The sequence below is a fragment of the Gordonia hydrophobica NBRC 16057 genome (genome assembly GCF_001592365.1).
Taxonomy (GTDB): domain Bacteria; phylum Actinomycetota; class Actinomycetes; order Mycobacteriales; family Mycobacteriaceae; genus Gordonia; species Gordonia hydrophobica.
Window position 1 is genome coordinate 583,182 of sequence record NZ_BCWU01000001.1, and the last position, 19,365, is coordinate 602,546.

The following is a 19,365-nucleotide window of genomic DNA, read 5'->3' on the forward strand; positions in this document are numbered from 1 at the left end:
AATCGCGCGAGAAAGCAGTCAGCGGCGTCGCTGCTGAGAACGACGCCGCTGACAGGCCACGATCACTTGGTGTAGATGGCAGCGATCTCCGTCGCCCAGTTGTCGACCACGATGTTGCGCTTGACCTTCAACGTCGGGGTCAGTTCGCCCGAGTCCTCGGTGAAGTCCGAGGGCAGCACGCGGAACTTCTTGATGGCCTCGGCGTGCGAGACCGTCTCGTTCGCGGCGTCGATCGCGGTCTGGATCTCGGCGCGCAGGTCGGCGTCGTCGACCAGATCGGCCACGGTGGCGTCGGCGGGCTTGCCGTTGCGCTCCTTCCATGCCGGGAAGGCCTCTTGGTCGACGGTGACGAGGCAGCCGATGAACGGCTTCTGGTCGCCGACGACGAGGGCCTGCGAGACCAGGGCGCTGGCGCGGATGACGTCTTCCATCGGAGCGGGGGAGACGTTCTTGCCGCCGGCGGTGACGATGATCTCCTTCTTACGGCCGGTGATCCGAAGGAAGCCTTCTGAATCGAGGGCTCCGAGATCGCCGGTGTGGAACCAGCCGTCGGTGATGGCCGCCGCGGTGGCCTCCTCGTTCTTCCAGTACCCGGTGAACACCACCTCGCCCGAGAGCAGAACCTCGCCGTCGTCGGCGATCCGCACAGTGTTCCCGGGAATGGGGCGGCCCACAGTGCCGACCTTCACCTCGCCCGGAGTGTTCACCGCGATCGCAGCGGTGGTCTCGGTGAGGCCGTAGCCCTCGTAGACGGGGATGCCGACGCCGCTGAAGAAGTGTCCGAGCCGGGCGCCCAGCGGAGCACCGCCGGAGACCGCGAACTCGCAGGCGCCGCCGAGAGCGGTGCGGAGCTTGCCGTAGACGAGCTTGTCGAATATCGCGTGCTTGGCACGCAGAAGCAGGCCCACATCGCCGTTCTGCATCGCGGTGGAGTACTCGACGGCGACGTCGGCCGCGAGATCGAAGATCTTGCCCTTGCCGCCGTCGTGGGCGCCCTGGCGTGCCGAGTTGTACACCTTCTCGAAGACGCGGGGCACCGACAGGATCAACGACGGCTGGAACACCGTGAACGTGGGAAGCAGATTCGGAATGTCCGCCGTGTACCCGACCTCGACACCGGACTCCATGGCGATGAGGTTGATCGCGCGTGCAAGGACGTGCGCCATCGGCAGGAACAGCAGCAATCGCTTGCCGTCGACGAGCATCGTGCTCAGCGAAGTCTGCCGAACGCCCGCGATCTCACCGAGGAGGTTGGAGTGCGTCAGCATGCAGCCCTTGGGGCGCCCGGTGGTTCCCGACGTATAGATGAGCGTTGCGGGACTCGCGGCAGTCAGGGTGCGGCGCCGGGCGGTGACCTCGTCGTCGGTGACGTCCTTGCCGAGTTCGGTCAGGACCTCGACGACGCCCTTGCCGTCCGGGACGTCGATCTGGAAGATCTGGACCGAATCGTCGACGGACTCGGCGGATTCGACCACCGCGCGGTGCTTCGAAGTCTCCGCGATGACGGTGGTGGCGCCCGAGTCGCGCATGATCCAGTCGATCTGCGGGCCGGACGACGAGTCGTAGATCGGGATGGTGACGGCGCCGGCCGACCAGATCGCGAAGTCTAGCAACGTCCACTCGATACGGGTGGCCGACACCAGTGCGACGCGGTCTCCGGGCTCGATGCCCGCAGCGATCAGCCCCTTCGCGAGCGCCATCACCTGCGCGCCGGCCTCAGCCGCGGTGACCGGCAGCCACTCCGATCCGACCTGCTTGCGGAACACGGTCTTTCCGCCGTTCTTTTCGACGATGTCGAACAGTACGTCGGACGCGTTCCGCTCCTTCGGGATCTCGAACTTCGCGGGCACGCGGCATTCGGCCATGTAATACACCTTCCGGAACCGAAATTTCTTAGAAAGAGCTGAATCTGTCAGTGATCTTAGACCCACGGTCTCGGGAGATTCAGCACGAGTGGGTTTCTCCGTTGACGTTGGGTGTGTGAAGCTAAGACGGTGACGAGCATTCAGGTTGCCGACGAGGTCTTCATCGCGGCCGCCCCGAGCTTGGCCGGCGATGTCGTCGGGGACCGGGCGAGGTGGCGCCAGTGGTGGCCGGACCTTTCGTTGACAGTGGTCGAAGACCGCGGAGACCAGGGCGTGCGCTGGACTGTCACCGGTCCGCTGACCGGAACCATGGAGATCTGGTGCGAGGAGTGCATGGACGGTTTCGTGCTCCACTACTATCTCCATGCAGAGCCCGTCGACCCGCTGCCGACCGACCCGCGCGCGTGCATGGATGCGCTCGCGGAGCTGAACAGACTGCGGCGTATCACGGGCAAGGAGATGTCCTTTCACGTGAAATGGCTGTTGGAGGGCGACCGAGAGGTCGGAGCGCCCGCCGTCGCAGCCGCTGAGGAGTGAGCGTTGGCCGACCACACTGTGCAGTCGATCGTCATGAACGCCGACGTCGCCGACATTCTCGCGGTGATCGCGGACTTCGAGCACTACCCGGAGTGGGTCAACGCGGCGCGTGAGGTGACCGTCGTCGAACGCGACGCGCGAGGGCGGGGAGTCCAGGTGACGTTCATCCTCGACGCTGGCGTGCTCGCCGACACCTATGAGCTCCGGTACACCTGGGACGACGACGATGCCGGCGTCTCCTGGACGCTGGTGTCGAGCGATCTGCAGCGCGCTCAGGAGGGCAGCTATCGGCTGGTGCAGCAGGTGCCGGGTTCGACGAAGGTGACCTACTCGCTGACGGTCGACCTCCGGATTCCGATGATCAGCCAGTTGAAGCGACGTGCCGAAAAGGCGATCACCGAGACCGCTCTCGGTGAGCTCAAGAAGAGGGTCGAAGACTGATCGACTTGGCGCCTATCCATCTGGTGTTCGGGCCCGGTGGCTCGGGTGTTTCCGTCCTGGCCGCCGCGGCCGCTCTCGGCGATCGCTCGGGACCGACGCGGAGCGGACTGCGGGTCGGCGACGACCGCGGCACCCTGCTGATCTCGATCGACGGGCGTTCCCACGTGCCCGAACGGCTCGGCGTCCTTCGACTTCCCGGCGAGCCGGTGCCGGTGACCGCCGAGGTGGATCTGCTGCAGGTGGATCCGCTGACGGTGGTCGAGGGCGCCTGGCGGGATTTCACGTCGGCGCTGGCCGCTCTGGGCGGCGCCACGGCGGCGCTCCCGGTGGTCGGCACGCTGGTGTCGGTGGCGCCGGGGGAACTCTCCACACTCCCCGGGGCACAGGAGTTCTTGCTGCTGCGACAGGTGCGCGACGCAGCGACCGCCGGCCGGTGGCAACGGATCGTCGTCGATCTGTCAGGGGTGGGCGATGCGGTGGCCCTGCTGCGGGCGCCGTCGGTGCTGTCCACCGCCCTGGATCGGCTGTGGCCGCGCCACGTGCGCCTGGCGGAGGCCGCAGAGAAACCCGCACTCGCCCAGTTGTCGAGCGCAATCGAAGGCATCGATCGAGACTGTCAGGATCTGGTGGAACTGCTCGTCGACCCGCACGGCGTCGCCGCCCACCTGGTGGTCGACGCCGGTGACCGCGGTCGGCGGGCCGTCGCCGATCATCTGGCGATGTGCGATCTGATGGGATTGCCGCTGCGGTCGGTGCTGGTGAACGAGGGCGCGGGCGGACCCCGCAGCACGACTGCCGACCGCGCGCGGACGATCCTGTCCGACGACCCCGATGTGGCGGTCACCGTCGTCCCCGCCGGCGACGAGCCGATCGACCGGCTCTCGCGGATTCGGCGGATCGACGTCGATCTCCCGCGTCCGACCGGACGCCCGCGCGGCTCCGGTGCGTTGACGGTCACTCACGTGTCCGGTGAGGGCCTGGACAGCGTGTTCGAACTCGTCTGGCGGCAGGGTCTGCCGGATCCGGAGCGACTGGAGTTGGGACGGTCCGGTGACGACCTGCTGGTGACGGTGTCCGGATTCCGATTCCCCGTGCGACTGCCGTCGGTACTCCGGCGCTGCTCCGTGGTCGGCGCCGACTGGCGCGACGGCCATTTGCTGGTCCGCTTCCAGCCCGACCGCGCCGTGTGGCCGCAACGACCCACGCGGGCACCATGATCGACGCCGAGAACCCGACGATGCGGTCATCGCGGGCTGTGCGGTCGGTCACCCGTGAGATACCCGGAACTAGGTAACCCGGTGGGCCGCCAGGTAGCGTCGAATGTCCACACCGTCCGATCCCCGTCGCTCACGACCCAGAAGCTGTCGCCCATGACCCAGAGTTGAGGAAGCCCCGAGTATGACCGATGCCAGCACTCCCGGTGCCGATGCCGCTGACGGTGCGGATCCGGTGCAGACGTTGCTGCTCGGATTCGCGAACCAGATCGATCAGCTCGCCGGGCTGGTCGCGGGGATCGGGGGACCGGCGACGGGCTCGTCGCCGATTCCGGAACTGCTCGGTGAACTCGGGACGCTCGTCAAGGAGTTCGGCGACCTGCTGGCGCGGCTGATCGCCGCGTTCATCGCCGTGCTCGAAGCGATCGCCGAGATGCTGCGTTCGGATGGACCGGCACAGAGCCCGGTCACGACGCACTTCCAGCCGATCGCCGTCAACATCGCACCGGAGCACCCCTGACGTGATGAGTCGTCGAATCGAGGAGTTGACCGTCGGTGTCGACATCGGCGGTACCAGTGTCCGTGCGTCGGTCGTCGACGCGCAGGGCAGACAGTTGGACACGCTGCGCACGGCGACGCCGCCGACGGTGGAATCGTTGGAGCACTGCCTGTACCGGTTGGTCACCGAACTCCGGGACCGGTGGGCGGTCGCGGGCGTCGGCCTCGCGATCGCGGGCTTCCTGACGCCCGACCGGCAGATCGTCCGCTTCGCCCCCCACCTGGCCTGGCGTGAGGCGCGGGTGCCGGACATCATGACCGAGCGCATCGGACTCCCGGTCTTCGCCGAACACGACGCGAATGCCGCAGCTCTCGCCGAGCTGCACTTCGGTGCGGCGGCGGGTGGTCACAACACGCTCGTCCTGTCGATCGGCACCGGGATCGGTGCAGGCATGATTCACGACGGTCGGCTGTATCGCGGAAGTTTCGGCGTCGCACCGGAGTTCGGTCACCTCACCGTGGTTCCCGACGGCCGTCCGTGCAGTTGCGGCAAGCGTGGCTGTTGGGAGCGGTACTGCAGCGGCACCGCACTGGTCGACACCGTGCTCGAACTCCTCGCCTCGCAGGACTATCCGCGGAGCGTTCTGGCCGCCGAATCGGAGGCGGATCCCGGATCGCTGACCGGACGTCGTGTGGCCGCCGCGGCCGCGGACGGCGACCCCGCGGCGCTCGCGGCCTATCAGGACATGGCGCGCTGGCTGGGATACGGTCTCGGCATGATCGCCGACGTCTTCGATCCCGACCTGATCGTTCTGGCAGGCGGAGTCGGAGCCGCGTCGAGCCTGTTCCTCGACGACGCCCGCGAACACTATGCCGCCGCCATCACCGGCAGCGGACATCGACAGTTGGCGCGCATCCGCGGCACCCAGCTCGGTGACGCGGCGGGCACGATCGGAGCCGCGGAAGTGGCGCGTCAGGGACTCGCGGCGCAGGGCCGGACAGCTGAGTAATGTTGCTCGCAACGCGTATGCGCGGGGCGAGTGACGGCAGGCACTCGAATTTCAGGAAGTGGGACAGGAGCATCCATGTGGTACTACCTTTTCAAATACATTCTCATGGGCCCCTGGCTGCGCGTGATGGGACGTCCGCGCATTGAGGGGATCGAGAACATCCCCGACGACGGGCCAGCTTTGATCGCGTCGAACCACCTGGCCGTCGTCGACAGCTTCTACCTCCCACTGATGTGCCCGCGCCGCATCTTCTTCCTCGCCAAGAGCGAGTACTTCACCGAACCCGGCCTCAAGGGACGCTTCAAGAAGTGGTTCTTCAGCGCTTCCGGACAGATCCCCATCGATCGCTCCGGCGCCAGCGCCGCGGCCGGCGCCCTGTCGGCGGGGAAGCGCGTCCTGGAGGAGGACGGTCGACTGCTCTGCCTGTACCCGGAGGGCACGCGTTCGCCGGACGGCCGGCTGTACAAGGGCAAGACCGGTCTGGCGCGCATGGCCCTGGAGACCGGTGTCCCGGTGATCCCGATCGCCATGGTCGGCACCGATCGGATCAACCCCCCCGGCACCGTCCTGCCGCGCCCCACGCGGATCACCGTGCGAGTCGGCAAGCCGCTGGACTTCTCGCGTTACGAGGGTATGGCGGGGAATCGCTTCATCGAGCGCGCCGTCACCGACGAGATCATGTATTCGCTGATGCAGCTCGGTGGACAGCAGTACGTCGACGTCTACGCGGCCAGCCTGAAGAACAAGGACGCCAAGAAGGTCGAACCGACCCCGGCCGTCAAGCCCGAATCGGCGGCCTGACGATCACTCGCCGACCGGTTCGTCCGCGGCGCCGGGCCGGTCGGGCAGCAGCCACAGCGTCACCAGGAACGCGATGCCCCACAGGCTGAACGCGTTGCCGACGAGGTGTTGCCAGAACGCCCAGCCGTCTTCGATCGGCGGCAGGAGTTGGAACGGTCCGATCGCGAAGATCACGGCACCGGTCGCGGCCAGCGCATAGTAGGCCGTGCGGGCACTGCCGACCACGGCGCGGTGGCCGAGCGTGACGCACAGCAGGAGCGCGGGAATGCACCACACCCAGTGGTGCGCCCACGTGGTCGGCGAGATCAACAGTCCCCACACGGCGACGATGCACGTGACGCCCAGCGCACTGACCCGTCCGGTCATCGGACCGGGCGCAAAGGCGTCGACCGGCCGCCAGGCCCGCGCAGCGAGAAGGGCGAGCACGGTGACGGCGAGCGAACTCCCGATCCACCAGGCCGACGCCGTCTGGCCGTCGCCGAACACCCGCAGCCATGCGGCGTTCAGGTTCTGATTGATCCGCCCCTCCGGCTGCCCGATCCGCGCGGTGTGGAACAGCGTGTCGGTCCAGTAGGTGCGGGAATCGGCAGGCATCCAGATCCAGCCGATCGCCGCCGCACCCGCGAACGTCGTCAGCCCGGTGATCACCGCGCGGAACCGCCCGGCGACGAAGAACACGCCCAGGAACACCAAGGGCGTGAGCTTGACGGCGGACGCGAGCCCGATCAACACACCCTGCCCCCACCGCGCCGCCGAGGGGCCGTCGACGGACGCCCGTCGGTGCAGGACGAAGACGTCGGTCATGATCGCGGCCATCAGCACCACGTTGATCTGACCGAAGCCGAGCGTCATCCAGAACGGGTTGAACCAGATCGTCACCACCGACAAGGCGATCGCCAGCCACCACCGGTTCTCGCGGGCGCCGATATTCAGCAGGGCCAGTGAGAGTTTCGTCACGTAGATCAGCAGAACGGCGGTGACGAACGAGATTCCGATGCTTGTGACGGGCAGGGAGAGAGCGCCGAGCGGGGTGAAGAGCAACGCGGCGAACGGCGGATAGGTGAACGGCAGCCAGATGCCGTCGCTGGTGAAGGGCAGCGAACCGTCGGCGTACAGACTCAGTCCCTGATGCCAGATCTGGCCGCCGATCCGGTAGACGTCCATGTCGAAGCGGGTACGGGTACCGAAGCTCGAGGTGAACGGGACGCCGAAGATCTGCAGGACCGCAGAGGCGGTGAAGACGATCAGAACGGTTGTCTTCGCGGCGATGCCGGGCCGCCAGGCCGACAATCGGCGGTGCAAACGTGGCGGCGCCTGACCGGGTGCGGAGGACATGACAGTCAGTATTACTTGCGGGCATGGATAATCAGAACTCGTGCGCTACTTCTACGACACCGAGTTCATCGAAGACGGAACGACGATCGAGTTGGTGTCGATCGGGGTGGTCGCCGAAGACGGCCGGGAGTTCTACGCGGTGTCGACCGAGTTCGATCCGACGCGCGCGGGGGACTGGGTGCGGACCAACGTGCTCGACAAACTGCCGTCGCCCGCCGACAAGGCGTGGCGCAGCCGCCGCGCGATCCGGGAGAGCCTCTTCGAGTTCCTCACCGAGCCGGGCGACCGCGTGGAACTCTGGGCCTGGGTCGGCGCCTACGACCACGTGGTGCTCTGCCAACTGTGGGGCGACATGACCCAGCTGCCGCGCGAGATGCCGAGGTACACGCGGGAACTGCGCCAACTCTGGGAGATGTCGGGGCACCCCGAACTGCCTGCTGCGCCGAAGAACGCACACGATGCGCTGGCCGACGCCCGACACAACCTGGTCAAGTGGCAGGCCATCGGGTCCTCGCGCGGCGACGCGTAGGCAGGTCCGGCCAACGTCGTCGCGGTCGGGCTCGTCAGGCTAGGCTGGTCGGGTGGTGAACTGGACCGTAGACGTGCCGATCGACGAGCTGCCCGAGCTGCCCCCGCTTCCGGGACGCCTCGCTGAAGAATTCGAGGACGTGCTGGCGAGGCCCGCCCTCCAGCAGCCGAACTGGCCGGAGGACGAGGCGCGCAAGATGCGCACCGTGCTGGAGAGCGTGCCGCCGATCTGCATGCCGTCCGAAGTGGAGTCGCTGGCCGACCAACTCGCCGAGGTGGCTCACGGTCGCGCGTTCATGCTGCAGGGCGGCGACTGCGCCGAGACCTTCGCCGCCAACACCGAGCCGCACATCAAGGGCAACATCCGCACGCTCCTGCAGATGGCTGTCGTGCTGACGTACGGCGCGAGCCTTCCGGTGGTGAAGGTCGCCCGCATCGCCGGTCAGTACGCCAAGCCGCGTTCGGCCGACACCGATGCGCTGGGCCTGCTGTCGTACCGCGGCGACATGGTCAACGGCTTGGACGCCACCGAGGACGCTCGTGTCCACGACCCGTCGCGACTGGTCCGCGCCTATGCGAACGCGTCGGCGGCGATGAACCTGGTGCGCGCGCTGACCGGGTCGGAAGCCCGCCTGGCGCATGTGCACAACTGGAACCGCGAGTTTGTCCGGACCTCGCCCGCCGGTGCTCGGTACGAGGCGCTGGCCGCCGAGATCGACCGCGGCCTGCGGTTCATGGATGCGTGCGGCGTCACCGACTCGAGTCTGGAATCGGCGTCGATCTACGCGTCGCACGAGGCCCTGGTGATGGATTACGAGCGTGCGATGCTCCGGCTGGCCGACGACCCGCGCGGCAGTGACGAGAAGACGCTGTACGACCTGTCGGCCCACTACCTGTGGATCGGCGAGCGCACCCGCCAGCTCGACGGCGCCCACATCGCCTTCGCCAAGATGATCAGCAATCCGATCGGCGTGAAGATCGGGCCCACGACGACGCCCGAGCTGGCCGTCGAGTACGTCAAGGCACTCGATCCCGAGAACCGTCCCGGCCGACTCACGCTGGTCTCGCGCATGGGGAATGGGAAGGTCCGCGAGGTGCTGCCCGCCATCGTCTCGGCGGTCGAGGCCACCGGCCACAAGGTGATCTGGCAGTGCGACCCGATGCACGGCAACACCCACACCGCGTCGACGGGCTTCAAGACCCGTCACTTCGACCGCGTCGTGGACGAGGTGCAGGGCTTCTTCGAGGTTCATCGCGCACTGGGCACCCACCCGGGCGGCGTCCACATCGAACTGACCGGAGAGGACGTCACCGAGTGCCTCGGCGGCGCGCAGGACATCTCCGACCTGGATCTGGAGGGCCGCTACGAGACGGCCTGCGATCCGCGACTGAACACCCAGCAGTCGCTGGAGTTGGCGTTCCTGGTCGCGGAGATGCTGCGCGGCTGAGGCGTCGGCGCGCCGGTTGCGAGCACGTTCGCGCCGGTTGATCGGCCTCGCGCCGCAAGGCGCTCAGGCCAGGGAGCTGCCGACGGCCCAGGCCGCGGCACCGATGCCCGCGGCCACCGCGATCACGATCACGGCCCAGATGAGAGCGGTGACCCGTCCGCCGGAGGTCGCAGCGGGGTCGGCCACGTCGACCGCCGCGACGGCGTCGTCGTCGGGATGCCAGTCGTCGTACTCGGCACCGGGGTACGGGGCGTCGGGGTGCCGCTGGTCGGCGAGCCCGTCGTCCCAGCGGTCGCCATCGTCCCAGCGGTCGCCATCGTCCCAGTCAGCTCGGTTCCAGTCGTCGCCGTCCCCGTGGTCGTCATCGTTCCACGGGGCGCCGTCCCGAGGACGCGGGGCGTCGTACCGCACTCCGGGGCGGACGGGTCGGTCGATCGCCGAGGTGACGCGTGCCGACGCCTGCGCCGGGGCGGGGACGGTGAAGGCCGGAAGATCGAGTTCGTCGGCGGCGTCGAGGATGGCGTGCTGCATGTCGAATCCATCATGGAATCGGGCGCCGGGAGCGCGCTCGGTGGCGCGGAGGACGATCTCGTCGAACTGCGGCGGGACGCCCTCGATGAGATCGCCCGGTGCCGGGACGTCGTAGGTCAGGCGTTGGTACGCCAGCGCGAGGGGAGTGGATCCACTGAACGGCTGGCGGCCGGTCAGGAGCTCGAACAGCAGGATGCCCGCCGAGTAGACGTCGCTGCGCGCGTCGATCTCGGTGGAGTTGACCTGCTCGGGCGAGAGATAGGCGGCGGTGCCGAGGATGACACTCGCCGACGTGACACCGGCTTCGGCGACGGCACGCACCAGGCCGAAGTCGGCGACCTTGATGTCGCCGGTCTCGGACACCAGCACGTTCTCGGGCTTCACGTCGCGGTGCACCAACCCCGCCCGGTGGGCGGTGCCGAGTCCACCGAGCATCGGGATCGCGACCGAGGCGACCGCATGCGGGGGCATGGGCCCGCGCTCTCGCAGCAGTTCGCGGAGGCTGCCGCCGCGAACCAGCTCCATGACGAGAAAGGCGATGTCGCCTTCGACGTTCTGGTCGTACACGGCCACCAGGCCGGGGTGGCTCAAGCCGGCGACGGCGCGTGCCTCGAACTCGAAGCGACGCAGAAAAAGCGGGTCGCCCACGTACCGCGCGTCCATGACCTTCACGGCGACGCGGCGATGCAGTCGGAGGTCGGTGCCGACGTACACCGACGACATGCCGCCACGGGCGATCGGCACGTCGATCCGGTAGCGCCGCTCCAGAACTCGGCCCAGGAGCGGATCCTCTGGGGTGGTCACGGTGATCGAATCTACCCGTTTGCGTCGACAACCTGCGGATGCCGCGCACGACCCCGGTAGGCTTTGTGCTCGTGGGTTCCCTTCCGCTTTCGATAGACATCCTGCCCGACGACGTTCCGGTTCTGGAGCTCGATCAGGCCTCCCGACGGCTCGGCGTCTCGAGCAACCGACTCCGGACGCTGATCCGCGATCACAACCTGCTGGCGGCGTCGCGGGGCGGCGTCCCGGTGATCCCCGAGGCCTTCTTCGGTCCCGACGGTCTCGCCAAGCATTTCGAGGGTCTCGTCTCGGTCCTGCTCGACGGCGGCTTCACCCGTGATGAGGCCATGCGGTGGCTGTTCACCGAACAGGACGACCTTGGCCTGCGTCCCGCGGACGCGCTGCACACCCATTCGGCGCGGGAAGTGATCCGCCGCGCGCAGGCGGAAGCGTTGTAGATCTCGGGTACCCGCAAATCGCGACGGTCTCGATGACGTGCTCGCTCCGCTCGCGGGCAGCACTCGACCAACGTGGGGCTAGGGTCGACCGCTCAGCGATGCGACGGCGTGACCGATGCGTCGACGCACCGGCACGACAGCCCGCCGGGCGAGGACGTCGTGATCCTGAGCTTCGATCTGAACGAGGATCGCACTGTAGGAGCGGGCGGCCGCGACGATCGCGGGTCGGGTGCGCGGCGGCAACGCCGCGATGGCCCCACGGGTCCGTCGGTACTGGTCACGGTTGACAGCGATGAGGTGGGCGACCCCGCGTCGCAGCGGCTCGCTCGTGTGATGCGTCGCCGCGTCGTGGAAGAGCGCCTGCTCGTCGACGCCGAACGCGGCGAGTTCGCGCAACGGCAGGTAGATGCGATCCCGCGCGGCGTCCTCGCCGACGTCCCGGAGGAAGTTCGTGAGCTGAAACGCGTCGCCGAGCAGAGCTGCGCCGGCGGCGACGTCCGGATCGGCGACGTCGGCGCCCAGCACCGGCAGTAGTTGCAGTCCGATCACGGCGGCGGATCCGTACGTGTACTCGGCGAGGTCTGCGAAATCGACGTACCGGTTCCGAAACAGCGGGTCGCCGGGCAGATCCATCCGCATGGAACGGTTGAACGCCGCGAACGTGTTCATGGGGATCTGGAAACGGTCGACCGACTCGGCCAGGGCGGCGAGGATGTCGGCGGCGTCGCGGGACACCCCGTCGGCCGACGCGCCGGCCACAGCGGAGCGCAGTCCGGACTCCATCGCGTCCAGTGCGTGCGCCTGCTCGAGGGGAGCGCCGGGATCGTCGACGATGTCGTCGGCCAGGCGCGCGTACGCGTAGAGCGCGTGGATCGCGCGTCGACGATCCGAGGGCAGCAGCCGTGCCGCGAGATGATAGGTGCGGCCTGACCGTCGCGCGACCGCTTCGGCGAGTCGGTACCCGCGCGCACTGTCAGCCATGGACCAGCAGCGAACGGAAACGGTTGATCCGTAACGGGTCTCGTCGCCCGAGCGCGACGGCGGCCAGGACCGAGAACGCCAGCGCCATGAGTGTTTCGAGTGGTTTGTAGAACAGGATCGAGTCGTCGGGCTGGAAGACGATGAGATAGAACGTGCTGACGCCGACCACCACCTGGCGGACCCACATCGGCAGGGTGAACGCGACGACGACGCACGCCACCCAGGTGTAGTACCAGGGCAGCGTCGACGGCTCCAGCAGCAGCAGCGCGAGCATGGCCCACGACATCCCCGCCATCGCCGACCGCTCGTCGTGGCGGTGGCGCCACCACAGGAACACCAGGATCACCGCGAGCGCGACACTGCCGATGCCGCGAGTCACCGGCAGCACCTCTTGGAGGTTGAGGACCGTGAACGGAGCTGCGGCATACGTGATGACGTGGCCGACCGCGATCGGAATGGTGAACGGGTTGATGATGCGCGAGGCATAGGTGAGTCCGTTCATCCAGCCGACGCCGAGGCCGAGGATGACCGTGAACACCCCGAAGACCGCGCTCGGAACGGCGGCGGTGGCGACGAACAGCGCGATGCGCTCGCGCCAGGGCAGCGGTGGCCGATCGGCGATGTCACCGGTCCGGTCCGCATCGGCGTCGGTGCTCTGCTGCGCGGCCCGCTGCGTTCGCACGTGGTCGATCCAGATCCACAGCACGAACGGGATGGCGATGCCCGCGGTGATCTTCACCGAGATCGCGAGGCCGAGGGTGACCAGACCTGCGACATGCCGTCCGTCCAGGACGAGTGCGACGCCTGCGGCGAGGAAGCCCATCATCAGCAGTTCCAGGTGCGGACCGCCGACGAGATGGATCAGCAGCATCGGGTTCACCAGGACCAGCCAGAGGCCGAGGCGGCGGCTCGCGCCGAAGTGAGCGGCGATCCGGGGGACCGCCCACATGGTCAACAGCAGACCGGGCAGGAGTGCGATGCGGATGAGGATGACGCCCGCGAAGACGTTGTCGCCGGTGATCCCGACGATTCCGCGGAGCAGCAGCATGAAGCCGGGGCTGTACGGCGAGGTGGTCGGCGCCCAGATCTGCGCCATCGAGTCGACGATCGGACCCGGCACATGCGCGGGCCCGTCCGTGTACGGATCGAAGCCGTGCATGAAGACCGAGGCCTGCCCCAGGTAGGCGTACACGTCGCGGCTGAAGGTCGGGATCGCGACCATGAGTGGTGCCGTCCACGCGCCGATGGTGCTCATGGTCGCGCGCAGGCTCATGCGTTCGTGGTCGCGGCCGATCCGAACCCATGCGATGACCATGAGCGCGATGCCGGTCCAGAACGCGAACCCGGACAGCGTCTTTCCATGTCCGTAGGTCATCGGCGCCAGCCCGAGGTCGGGCAGCGTGGAGTCGAGTCGAGGCACGTCGGACAGCCCGTAGCTGCCCGCCGTCACCAGCAGGGCGCCGAGGAATCCGAGGCACGCGTCGGGGTACCGGCGCAGAAGGGTCATCATCGAGGTCTACCTCTTCAGGTGCGGGGATCGGAGGTGTTCGTCGATGCGCGTCGCAGCGAGTCGGCCGGAGATCACCACCGGCGGTATGCCGACGCCGGGGACGGTCGCGCTGCCTGCGATCGCCAGATTGGGCGTCCCGGGCCACACGTTGGGCGTGCGCAGCGGACCGGTCTGGGCGAGGGTGTGCGCGGCGGAGAACGGGGTACCTGCGGGCAGGCCCTGCCTCTTCCAGGTGAGCGGGTGATCGATGCGGGCCACGGTCATCCCCGAGATTCCGGTGTACCCGCGTCGTTCCAGCACGCCCAGGAACTCGGCGACGTACGGCTCGGCGAGGTCGTCCCACGCCAGGTCCGCCGATGCCAGGTTGGGCGTCGGCGCGAGAACCGAGACCGACTCGGACCCGTCGACGACGAAGGTCTCCGGGTCGGCGACCGCGGCGCGGGTGAGCAGGAACGATCCGTCCGACATCAGGCGCCCCGGACGGCCGGTGATCTCGGCGAAGGTGCGGGTCCACGCGTCGCCGAAGTCGATGGTGTGATGCCCGGACCGCCACGCGTCGGTGACGCCGACTGGGAGCAGTCCATGCACGACCACGGCGCTCGGCGAGTACCGCAGGCGGCGCCGAGGCGCGGGCGCCCGGACCAGATCGGCGATCGCATCGCGCTCCAGCGTCGCGACGACGGCGTCGGCCGCGATCACGTGGTCGCCGACCAGCACGCCCGACGCGGTGCCGTCGCCCCGGCGCAGGATGCGATCGACCCGCGCGCCGTAGTCGATGCCCACGCCCGCGTCGGTCAGCGCCTCGGCGAGCACCTCGCCGATGCGACCCATGCCGCCGGCCGGCGCGCTGAGACCGCGGCCGATGTCCATGTCGGCGATGATCGCGTAGATGGCACGTGCCCGGTGCGGCGGGACGCCCGCATACAGGGCTTGGAAGGTGAACGCCCGTTGCAGTCGCGGGTCGGCGATGAACCGGCCGACGGCGCCGGTGAGTCCGCCGAGTGTGCCCAGCCGCACCAGGTCAGTGGCCGCCCGGCGCGTCGGTGCGCCGGTGAGATCGGCCAGACCGTCGTAATTGCGGTCGAGGAAGACGTCGAACTCGGCGTCGTAGACGCGCCGCAGCCACGCGAGGAGGTCACGCGTGCCTGCGGCCGCCTCGGCGCCGAACGCGTGCGCGACGGCCGCGGGGATCGCGTCGGCCGCACGGGGGAGCGCCAGCGTGGTGCCGTCGGCGAAGTTCATCACGTAGCTGGGATCCACCGGTGTCAGCGCCAGCCGATCGCGAGCCGTCGACTCGTCGACGCCGATCGCAGCGAGGGCGTCGATGAGCAGATCGGGCATGGTCAGGACGGTGGCGCCCGTGTCGAAGCGGTGGCCGTCGATGGTCTCGGTGCGGACCAGACCGCCCGGCGCGGTGCCGGCTTCGAGAACGGTCACCTCGTGACCTGCGCCCCGCAGATGCGCGGCCGCCGTCAGCCCGGCGAGACCGGCGCCGACGACGATGACGTGAGGCTGACGCATCGGCGTCATCGTTGCCGGTGGGTGATGCGCTTGGCCATCCACTGCAGGTCGGTGCGCGCACCGTCGGTGACCGGCAGGGCGTCGATGGCGGTGAGGGCGGCGTCCAGGCGATCGTCGATCTGCGTCTCGATCGCGGCGAGGGCGCCCGACTCGCTCAGCACGGTGCGTGCCGCGGCCACCTCGGCGTCCGAGAGCGGGCGGCCGATGCTGGTCCGCAGTTTCTCGGCGTCGCGCGTCGAGGCGCGTTGCAGTCCCTCCGCGAGCAGCGCGGTGCGCTTGCCCTCGACGAGGTCGTCGCCCGAGGGTTTGCCGGTCTCGGCGGGGTCGCCGAAGACGCCGAGCACGTCGTCGCGCAGTTGAAAGGCGATGCCGAGGTCGATGCCGATCCCGTGCAACGCCGCCGAGACCGCGTCGTCGGCGTCGCCGAGCACGGCGCCGAGTTGCAGCGGCCGCGCCACGGTGTAGGCCGCGGTCTTGTACTCCATCACCCGGTATGCGGCGGTGAGTGATTCGTCGGCCGACGACTCGTTGGTGATGTCGAGGAGTTGACCGCCGAGCACCTCGGTCCGCATCTGTGCCCAGAGCGTGGCGACGGGCCGCGGCAGCGGCCGCGCGTCGCAGGAGTCTGCGGGTCCGATTCCGTGCACCAGGTCGTCGGCCCAGGCGAGTGCCAGGTCGCCGATCAGGATCGCAGCGCTGACGCCGAAGTGGACGGGGTCGCCGGCGAATCCCCGGTCGCGGTGAACGGCTTCGAACCGGCGGTGGGCCGTCGGCCTGCCCCTCCGGGTGTCGGACCGGTCGAGGATGTCGTCGTGGACGAGTGCGCACGCCTGAATCAGTTCGATGGCGGCGCCGACCCGGAGCATCAACTCCTCGGTCTGCGGATCATCGGTGCCCTCGCGGGTGCCTCCGCACTGCCAGCCGGCGCAGACGAACATCGGGCGGACCCGCTTGCCGCCGCCGAGCACGAAGTCGGCGAGAACATCGCCGGCCTCGGCGACGGCGGGGTAGATGGCGTCGAGCGTCGGACGTTGGGATGCGAAGTACTTCGCCAGCACCTCGTCGACCGCGGCGGGTACGTGCGCAATGGTGACCACGACAGGCAAGGTTACCGATCCGGGTGATCCGTATGATGGGCACGTGACCGACGTGACCTCCTCCGGCTCCGACGTTCTGGCCCGTGCGGGCCAGTCCGTCGTCGAGCGCCTCGCTGATCCGTACCCCGGCCCGATCCCGTTCTCGGTGGAGTTCTTTCCGCCTCGGGACGCGGAGGCCGAAGCGCGACTGTGGCGCACGGCGCGCACTTTTGAGCGGATGAACCCGGCGTTCGTCTCCATGACCTACGGTGCCGGCGGCACCACGCGGGATCGTACGGTCCGGATCGCAGGCGAACTGGCGACCGAGACCACGCTGCTGACCGTCGCTCATCTGACGGCCGTCAACCACAGCATCGAGGAGATCCGGGGACTGGTCGGCGCCTACGCGGACAAGGGCATCACCAATCTGCTCGCGCTCCGCGGCGACCCGCCCGGCGACCCGCTCGGTGAGTGGGTCAAGCACCCTCAGGGCGTGCAGTACGCCGAAGAACTGGTGACCCTGATCAACGAACTCGGCGACTTCCACACCGGTGTCGCGTCGTTCCCCGAGGGGCATCACCGCTCGCCGAACCTGGCCGCGGACACCGGCAATCTGGTGCGCAAGCTGCGCGCGGGCGCCGAGTACTCGGTGACCCAGGTGTTCTTCGACGTCGAGGACTTCCTTCGGCTCCGAGACCGCCTGGTCGCCGCAGATCCCGAACAGGGTGCGAAGCCGCTGATCCCCGGCCTGATGCCGATCACCTCGCTCGCCACGGCGCGGCGAATGACGGAGCTGTCCGGCAGCAAGATCCCGGCCGAGGTGGAGTCACGGTTGGCGAAGGCCGCGGGCGACGGGCCGGACGAGAACCGCGCGCAGGTGCGTGCGGTCGGCATCGACCTGTGCACCGAGATGTCCGAGCGGTTGATCTCCGAAGGCGTGCCCTGCCTGCATTTCTGCAGTCTCAACTTCGCGAAGGCCACCAGCGAGGTGCTGGAGCGGATCGGCATCGACACCCGGGGTGCGCTGGTCGGCGCCTGATCAGTCGGCCTTCGTCCCAGTCAGCCTTCGTCTCAGTCGGCGTTGGTCTCAGTCGGCCTTGGTCTCGGGGGTGGTCGCCGTGTCCGATGCGCTCGTGTCCGATGCGCTCGTGTCGGTGGCGGTCGTGTCGGCGCCGCGGTTCGAGTCGGCGTCGTCCTTCACGGGCTTGCGGCGGAACCGCGGCGTGTGCGGCTCGTGTCCCGGCCGCGCCGACCGGTCGCGATTCTGATAGGCCACGTAGGCCACCATCGCGACGACGATCGCGCAGAGCACGACCATGAACCACGACCAGCTGGGTACCGCCGCCGTCGCCGGATCGGCGTACTCGGAGTCCGCCTGCATGTCGACGTTCTGGGCGGCGCGCGGCGTCCAGACCACGGTGCTGTCGCCGATTCGACGGCCGTTGGTCGCGACCACGTTGCCGCCGAACGTGATGGAGATGGACAGATAGACGGAGTCGTTCTCCATCTCGACCAGCGATGCGGAACCCCGGAATCGGACGATGTCTCCACTGCGCGTCGATTTCAGGTTCACCGTCGCCGTCGAATCGGGCAGCGCTGCGGCGATGATGTCGCCCAACTGGCCGAACTGGCCTGCTGACAGGCGATCGAAGGACAACTCGGAACCGACCTTGCCCTCCGGCGACGGCGGTGTCTGGCCGTCGGCCGACGTGCTGGTGGGTGCGGGAGCAGTCGAGGTGGTGCCGTCCGCGTTCTGCTCGGGATAGTCGGTCGACCACACTTGTCCGCTCAGCGACGCGGGGATCTCGAACGTCGGCTTCTGCGGGTGCTTGTCGGGGGCCGTCGCAATGATGACCGATCCGGAGAACTGATCGCCGACGGTCGTCGATTTCGTGAGGCATCCGCTCAGGAGCGGGACCATCGCCAACAGTCCGACGAGAGCGAGCACGGGAGCGCGGCGGATCGAAGTCACTGCCTCATCGTGCCAGAAGGGGTGCTCGGACCTGCGGAAGGACGCATCGGTGCGTCGTCACTGCTCGTGCGGCGACGGTCCGGCAGGACCCGGTTCAGCAGCCGATCTCGAGATCTGCGGCAGGCGCGTCGAGCGGCAGCGGTCGGCCGAGGAACGCGAACGGTCGGGCATCGCCGACGAAGGTGAAGTGGCGCAGCACGTCCGAGAACCCGAGTCGACGGTAGAGGCCCCATGCGCGGTTGCCCTCGTCAGCGACTTCCGGCGTCGACAGCAGCACTTTGGCTTCGGTGCGGCGGCTCAACAGCGAGGCGAGGAGATGCTCGCCGATCCTGCGGCCCTGCGCTGCCGGATGCACGTGCAACTCCGTGAGCTCGAAGTAGTCGCGCAGAAATCCGCGCGCGTCATCAGGACGAACGCCTGCGCGCAGCAGTCCGGAATACAGCTGACGATGCCACCACTGGTCGCCGGCCCCGCGGTATCCGTACGCCACGCCGACCAGTGCCTCGGTGTCGGAGAGTGCCAGCGGCGTCTGGACTCGCAGTCGCGAATAGGTGGGGCGCAGGGAATCGAGGCGGGACAGGGTGGCGAACGCGCCGTAGGCGGTCCATCCGGGGCGGGCGATGTGATCGCGCCACAGCGGAAGTCGATGCGACTCGCTGCCTCGCGGATAGTTCATGGCCGTGATGTACGTGTGCACGGCGGGATCGAGCCACAGATGGGCCAGTTCCGCGGGCAGGGGAGCGATCCGGATCGGCGCAGCGTCGAGGCGAGACATCACCGCTCCTTCCGGGTCTTCGACACCCGGTGGGAGCCGACATCGACCTCACGACAGTAGCGGCACTTGCCGTCGAGGCGG

General features: G+C 68.5%; 19 protein-coding genes. 10 read left to right on the plus strand and 9 right to left on the minus strand.

Translation table 11 applies throughout. From position 1 onward, the window contains the following. Positions 1 to 62: 62 nt before the first annotated feature. Positions 63 to 1,865 (minus strand): AMP-dependent synthetase/ligase, encoded by a 1,803-nt coding sequence (locus GH2_RS02730; RefSeq protein WP_066162764.1) that lies wholly within the window; start codon positions 1,863 to 1,865, stop codon positions 63 to 65. Positions 1,866 to 1,994: 129 nt separating this feature from the next. Here GH2_RS02730 and GH2_RS02735 point away from each other — a divergent pair, with 129 nt between their 5' ends. The 6 genes from GH2_RS02735 (at position 1,995) to GH2_RS02760 (ending at position 6,366) form a co-directional block, all read left to right on the plus strand. Then, on the plus strand, positions 1,995 to 2,402 hold the full coding sequence (locus tag GH2_RS02735) for a hypothetical protein (RefSeq protein ID WP_066162767.1): 408 nt from the start codon (positions 1,995 to 1,997) through the stop codon (positions 2,400 to 2,402). Positions 2,403 to 2,405: 3 nt separating this feature from the next. Further along, positions 2,406 to 2,843 carry an SRPBCC family protein gene (locus GH2_RS02740; protein ID WP_066162770.1) on the plus strand — a complete coding sequence of 146 codons (438 nt, stop codon included), beginning with the start codon at positions 2,406 to 2,408 and terminating at the stop codon, positions 2,841 to 2,843. Between the two features lie 20 nt (positions 2,844 to 2,863). Then, positions 2,864 to 4,060 carry an ArsA family ATPase gene (locus tag GH2_RS02745; RefSeq protein WP_066163293.1) on the plus strand — a complete coding sequence of 399 codons (1,197 nt, stop codon included), beginning with the start codon at positions 2,864 to 2,866 and terminating at the stop codon, positions 4,058 to 4,060. A 181-nt stretch (positions 4,061 to 4,241) separates the two neighbouring features. Continuing rightward, on the plus strand, positions 4,242 to 4,577 hold the full coding sequence (locus tag GH2_RS02750; RefSeq protein WP_066162772.1) for a hypothetical protein: 336 nt from the start codon (positions 4,242 to 4,244) through the stop codon (positions 4,575 to 4,577). Positions 4,578 to 4,581: 4 nt separating this feature from the next. After that, on the plus strand, positions 4,582 to 5,565 hold the full coding sequence (locus GH2_RS02755) for an ROK family protein (protein WP_239588664.1): 984 nt from the start codon (positions 4,582 to 4,584) through the stop codon (positions 5,563 to 5,565). Between the two features lie 75 nt (positions 5,566 to 5,640). Next, the gene (locus GH2_RS02760; RefSeq protein ID WP_066162775.1) at positions 5,641 to 6,366 is read left to right on the plus strand and encodes a lysophospholipid acyltransferase family protein; all 726 of its coding nucleotides are present in this window, start codon (positions 5,641 to 5,643) and stop codon (positions 6,364 to 6,366) included. Positions 6,367 to 6,369: 3 nt separating this feature from the next. On the opposite strand, the gene GH2_RS02765 is transcribed toward GH2_RS02760, so the two are convergent. Next, positions 6,370 to 7,701 (minus strand): glycosyltransferase 87 family protein, encoded by a 1,332-nt coding sequence (locus GH2_RS02765; protein WP_066162778.1) that lies wholly within the window; start codon positions 7,699 to 7,701, stop codon positions 6,370 to 6,372. A 40-nt stretch (positions 7,702 to 7,741) separates the two neighbouring features. Between GH2_RS02765 and GH2_RS02770 the strand changes: the two genes are divergently transcribed. Further along, positions 7,742 to 8,230 carry a polyadenylate-specific 3'-exoribonuclease AS gene (locus GH2_RS02770; RefSeq protein ID WP_066162781.1) on the plus strand — a complete coding sequence of 163 codons (489 nt, stop codon included), beginning with the start codon at positions 7,742 to 7,744 and terminating at the stop codon, positions 8,228 to 8,230. 52 nt (positions 8,231 to 8,282) lie between these two features. After that, the gene (locus GH2_RS02775; RefSeq protein WP_066162784.1) at positions 8,283 to 9,677 is read left to right on the plus strand and encodes a class II 3-deoxy-7-phosphoheptulonate synthase; all 1,395 of its coding nucleotides are present in this window, start codon (positions 8,283 to 8,285) and stop codon (positions 9,675 to 9,677) included. 63 nt (positions 9,678 to 9,740) lie between these two features. On the opposite strand, the gene GH2_RS02780 is transcribed toward GH2_RS02775, so the two are convergent. Further along, positions 9,741 to 11,012 (minus strand): protein kinase domain-containing protein, encoded by a 1,272-nt coding sequence (locus GH2_RS02780; RefSeq protein WP_066162787.1) that lies wholly within the window; start codon positions 11,010 to 11,012, stop codon positions 9,741 to 9,743. A gap of 71 nt (positions 11,013 to 11,083) precedes the next feature. Between GH2_RS02780 and GH2_RS02785 the strand changes: the two genes are divergently transcribed. Continuing rightward, on the plus strand, positions 11,084 to 11,449 hold the full coding sequence (locus GH2_RS02785) for an Rv2175c family DNA-binding protein (protein ID WP_066163296.1): 366 nt from the start codon (positions 11,084 to 11,086) through the stop codon (positions 11,447 to 11,449). A 78-nt stretch (positions 11,450 to 11,527) separates the two neighbouring features. Here the strand turns inward: GH2_RS02785 and GH2_RS02790 are convergent, their stop codons facing one another. Genes GH2_RS02790 through GH2_RS02805 form a run of 4 tightly spaced genes read right to left on the minus strand, consistent with a single transcriptional unit; the run spans position 11,528 to position 16,558 of the window. Further along, positions 11,528 to 12,430, minus strand: a complete 903-nt coding sequence (locus tag GH2_RS02790; RefSeq protein WP_066162791.1) for a phytoene/squalene synthase family protein — start codon at positions 12,428 to 12,430, stop codon at positions 11,528 to 11,530. After that, entirely contained in the window at positions 12,423 to 13,937 is a 1,515-nt protein-coding gene (gene mptB, locus GH2_RS02795; RefSeq protein WP_066163298.1) for a polyprenol phosphomannose-dependent alpha 1,6 mannosyltransferase MptB, read from the minus strand. The genes GH2_RS02790 and mptB overlap by 8 nt, the downstream gene beginning before the upstream one ends. Before the next feature lie 9 nt (positions 13,938 to 13,946). Then, positions 13,947 to 15,470 carry a phytoene desaturase family protein gene (gene crtI / locus GH2_RS02800; RefSeq protein ID WP_066162794.1) on the minus strand — a complete coding sequence of 508 codons (1,524 nt, stop codon included), beginning with the start codon at positions 15,468 to 15,470 and terminating at the stop codon, positions 13,947 to 13,949. Then, positions 15,467 to 16,558 (minus strand): polyprenyl synthetase family protein, encoded by a 1,092-nt coding sequence (locus GH2_RS02805; RefSeq protein ID WP_066162797.1) that lies wholly within the window; start codon positions 16,556 to 16,558, stop codon positions 15,467 to 15,469. The genes crtI and GH2_RS02805 overlap by 4 nt, the downstream gene beginning before the upstream one ends. A gap of 43 nt (positions 16,559 to 16,601) precedes the next feature. Between GH2_RS02805 and GH2_RS02810 the strand changes: the two genes are divergently transcribed. After that, a complete protein-coding gene (locus tag GH2_RS02810; protein ID WP_066162800.1) occupies positions 16,602 to 17,576 on the plus strand; it encodes a methylenetetrahydrofolate reductase in 975 nt (324 codons plus the stop codon). Between the two features lie 48 nt (positions 17,577 to 17,624). Here GH2_RS02810 and GH2_RS02815 read toward each other — a convergent pair whose 3' ends face one another. Beyond that, positions 17,625 to 18,509: an LppM family (lipo)protein gene (locus tag GH2_RS02815; RefSeq protein WP_066162805.1), complete on the minus strand. Its 885-nt coding sequence runs from the start codon at positions 18,507 to 18,509 to the stop codon at positions 17,625 to 17,627. A 94-nt stretch (positions 18,510 to 18,603) separates the two neighbouring features. Next, entirely contained in the window at positions 18,604 to 19,284 is a 681-nt protein-coding gene (locus GH2_RS02820; RefSeq protein WP_066162808.1) for a GNAT family N-acetyltransferase, read from the minus strand. Positions 19,285 to 19,365 lie beyond the last annotated feature (81 nt).

Coding starts and splice junctions, on each gene's coding strand:
- GH2_RS02730 (WP_066162764.1), bottom strand. CDS start 1,865: ATGGCCGAATGCCGCGTGCCCGCGAAGTTCGAGATCCCGAAGGAGCGG.
- GH2_RS02750 (WP_066162772.1), top strand. CDS start 4,242: ATGACCGATGCCAGCACTCCCGGTGCCGATGCCGCTGACGGTGCGGAT.
- GH2_RS02755 (WP_239588664.1), top strand. CDS start 4,582: ATGAGTCGTCGAATCGAGGAGTTGACCGTCGGTGTCGACATCGGCGGT.
- GH2_RS02760 (WP_066162775.1), top strand. CDS start 5,641: ATGTGGTACTACCTTTTCAAATACATTCTCATGGGCCCCTGGCTGCGC.
- GH2_RS02765 (WP_066162778.1), bottom strand. CDS start 7,701: ATGTCCTCCGCACCCGGTCAGGCGCCGCCACGTTTGCACCGCCGATTG.
- GH2_RS02790 (WP_066162791.1), bottom strand. CDS start 12,430: ATGGCTGACAGTGCGCGCGGGTACCGACTCGCCGAAGCGGTCGCGCGA.
- mptB (WP_066163298.1), bottom strand. CDS start 13,937: ATGACCCTTCTGCGCCGGTACCCCGACGCGTGCCTCGGATTCCTCGGC.
- crtI (WP_066162794.1), bottom strand. CDS start 15,470: ATGACGCCGATGCGTCAGCCTCACGTCATCGTCGTCGGCGCCGGTCTC.
- GH2_RS02820 (WP_066162808.1), bottom strand. CDS start 19,284: ATGTCTCGCCTCGACGCTGCGCCGATCCGGATCGCTCCCCTGCCCGCG.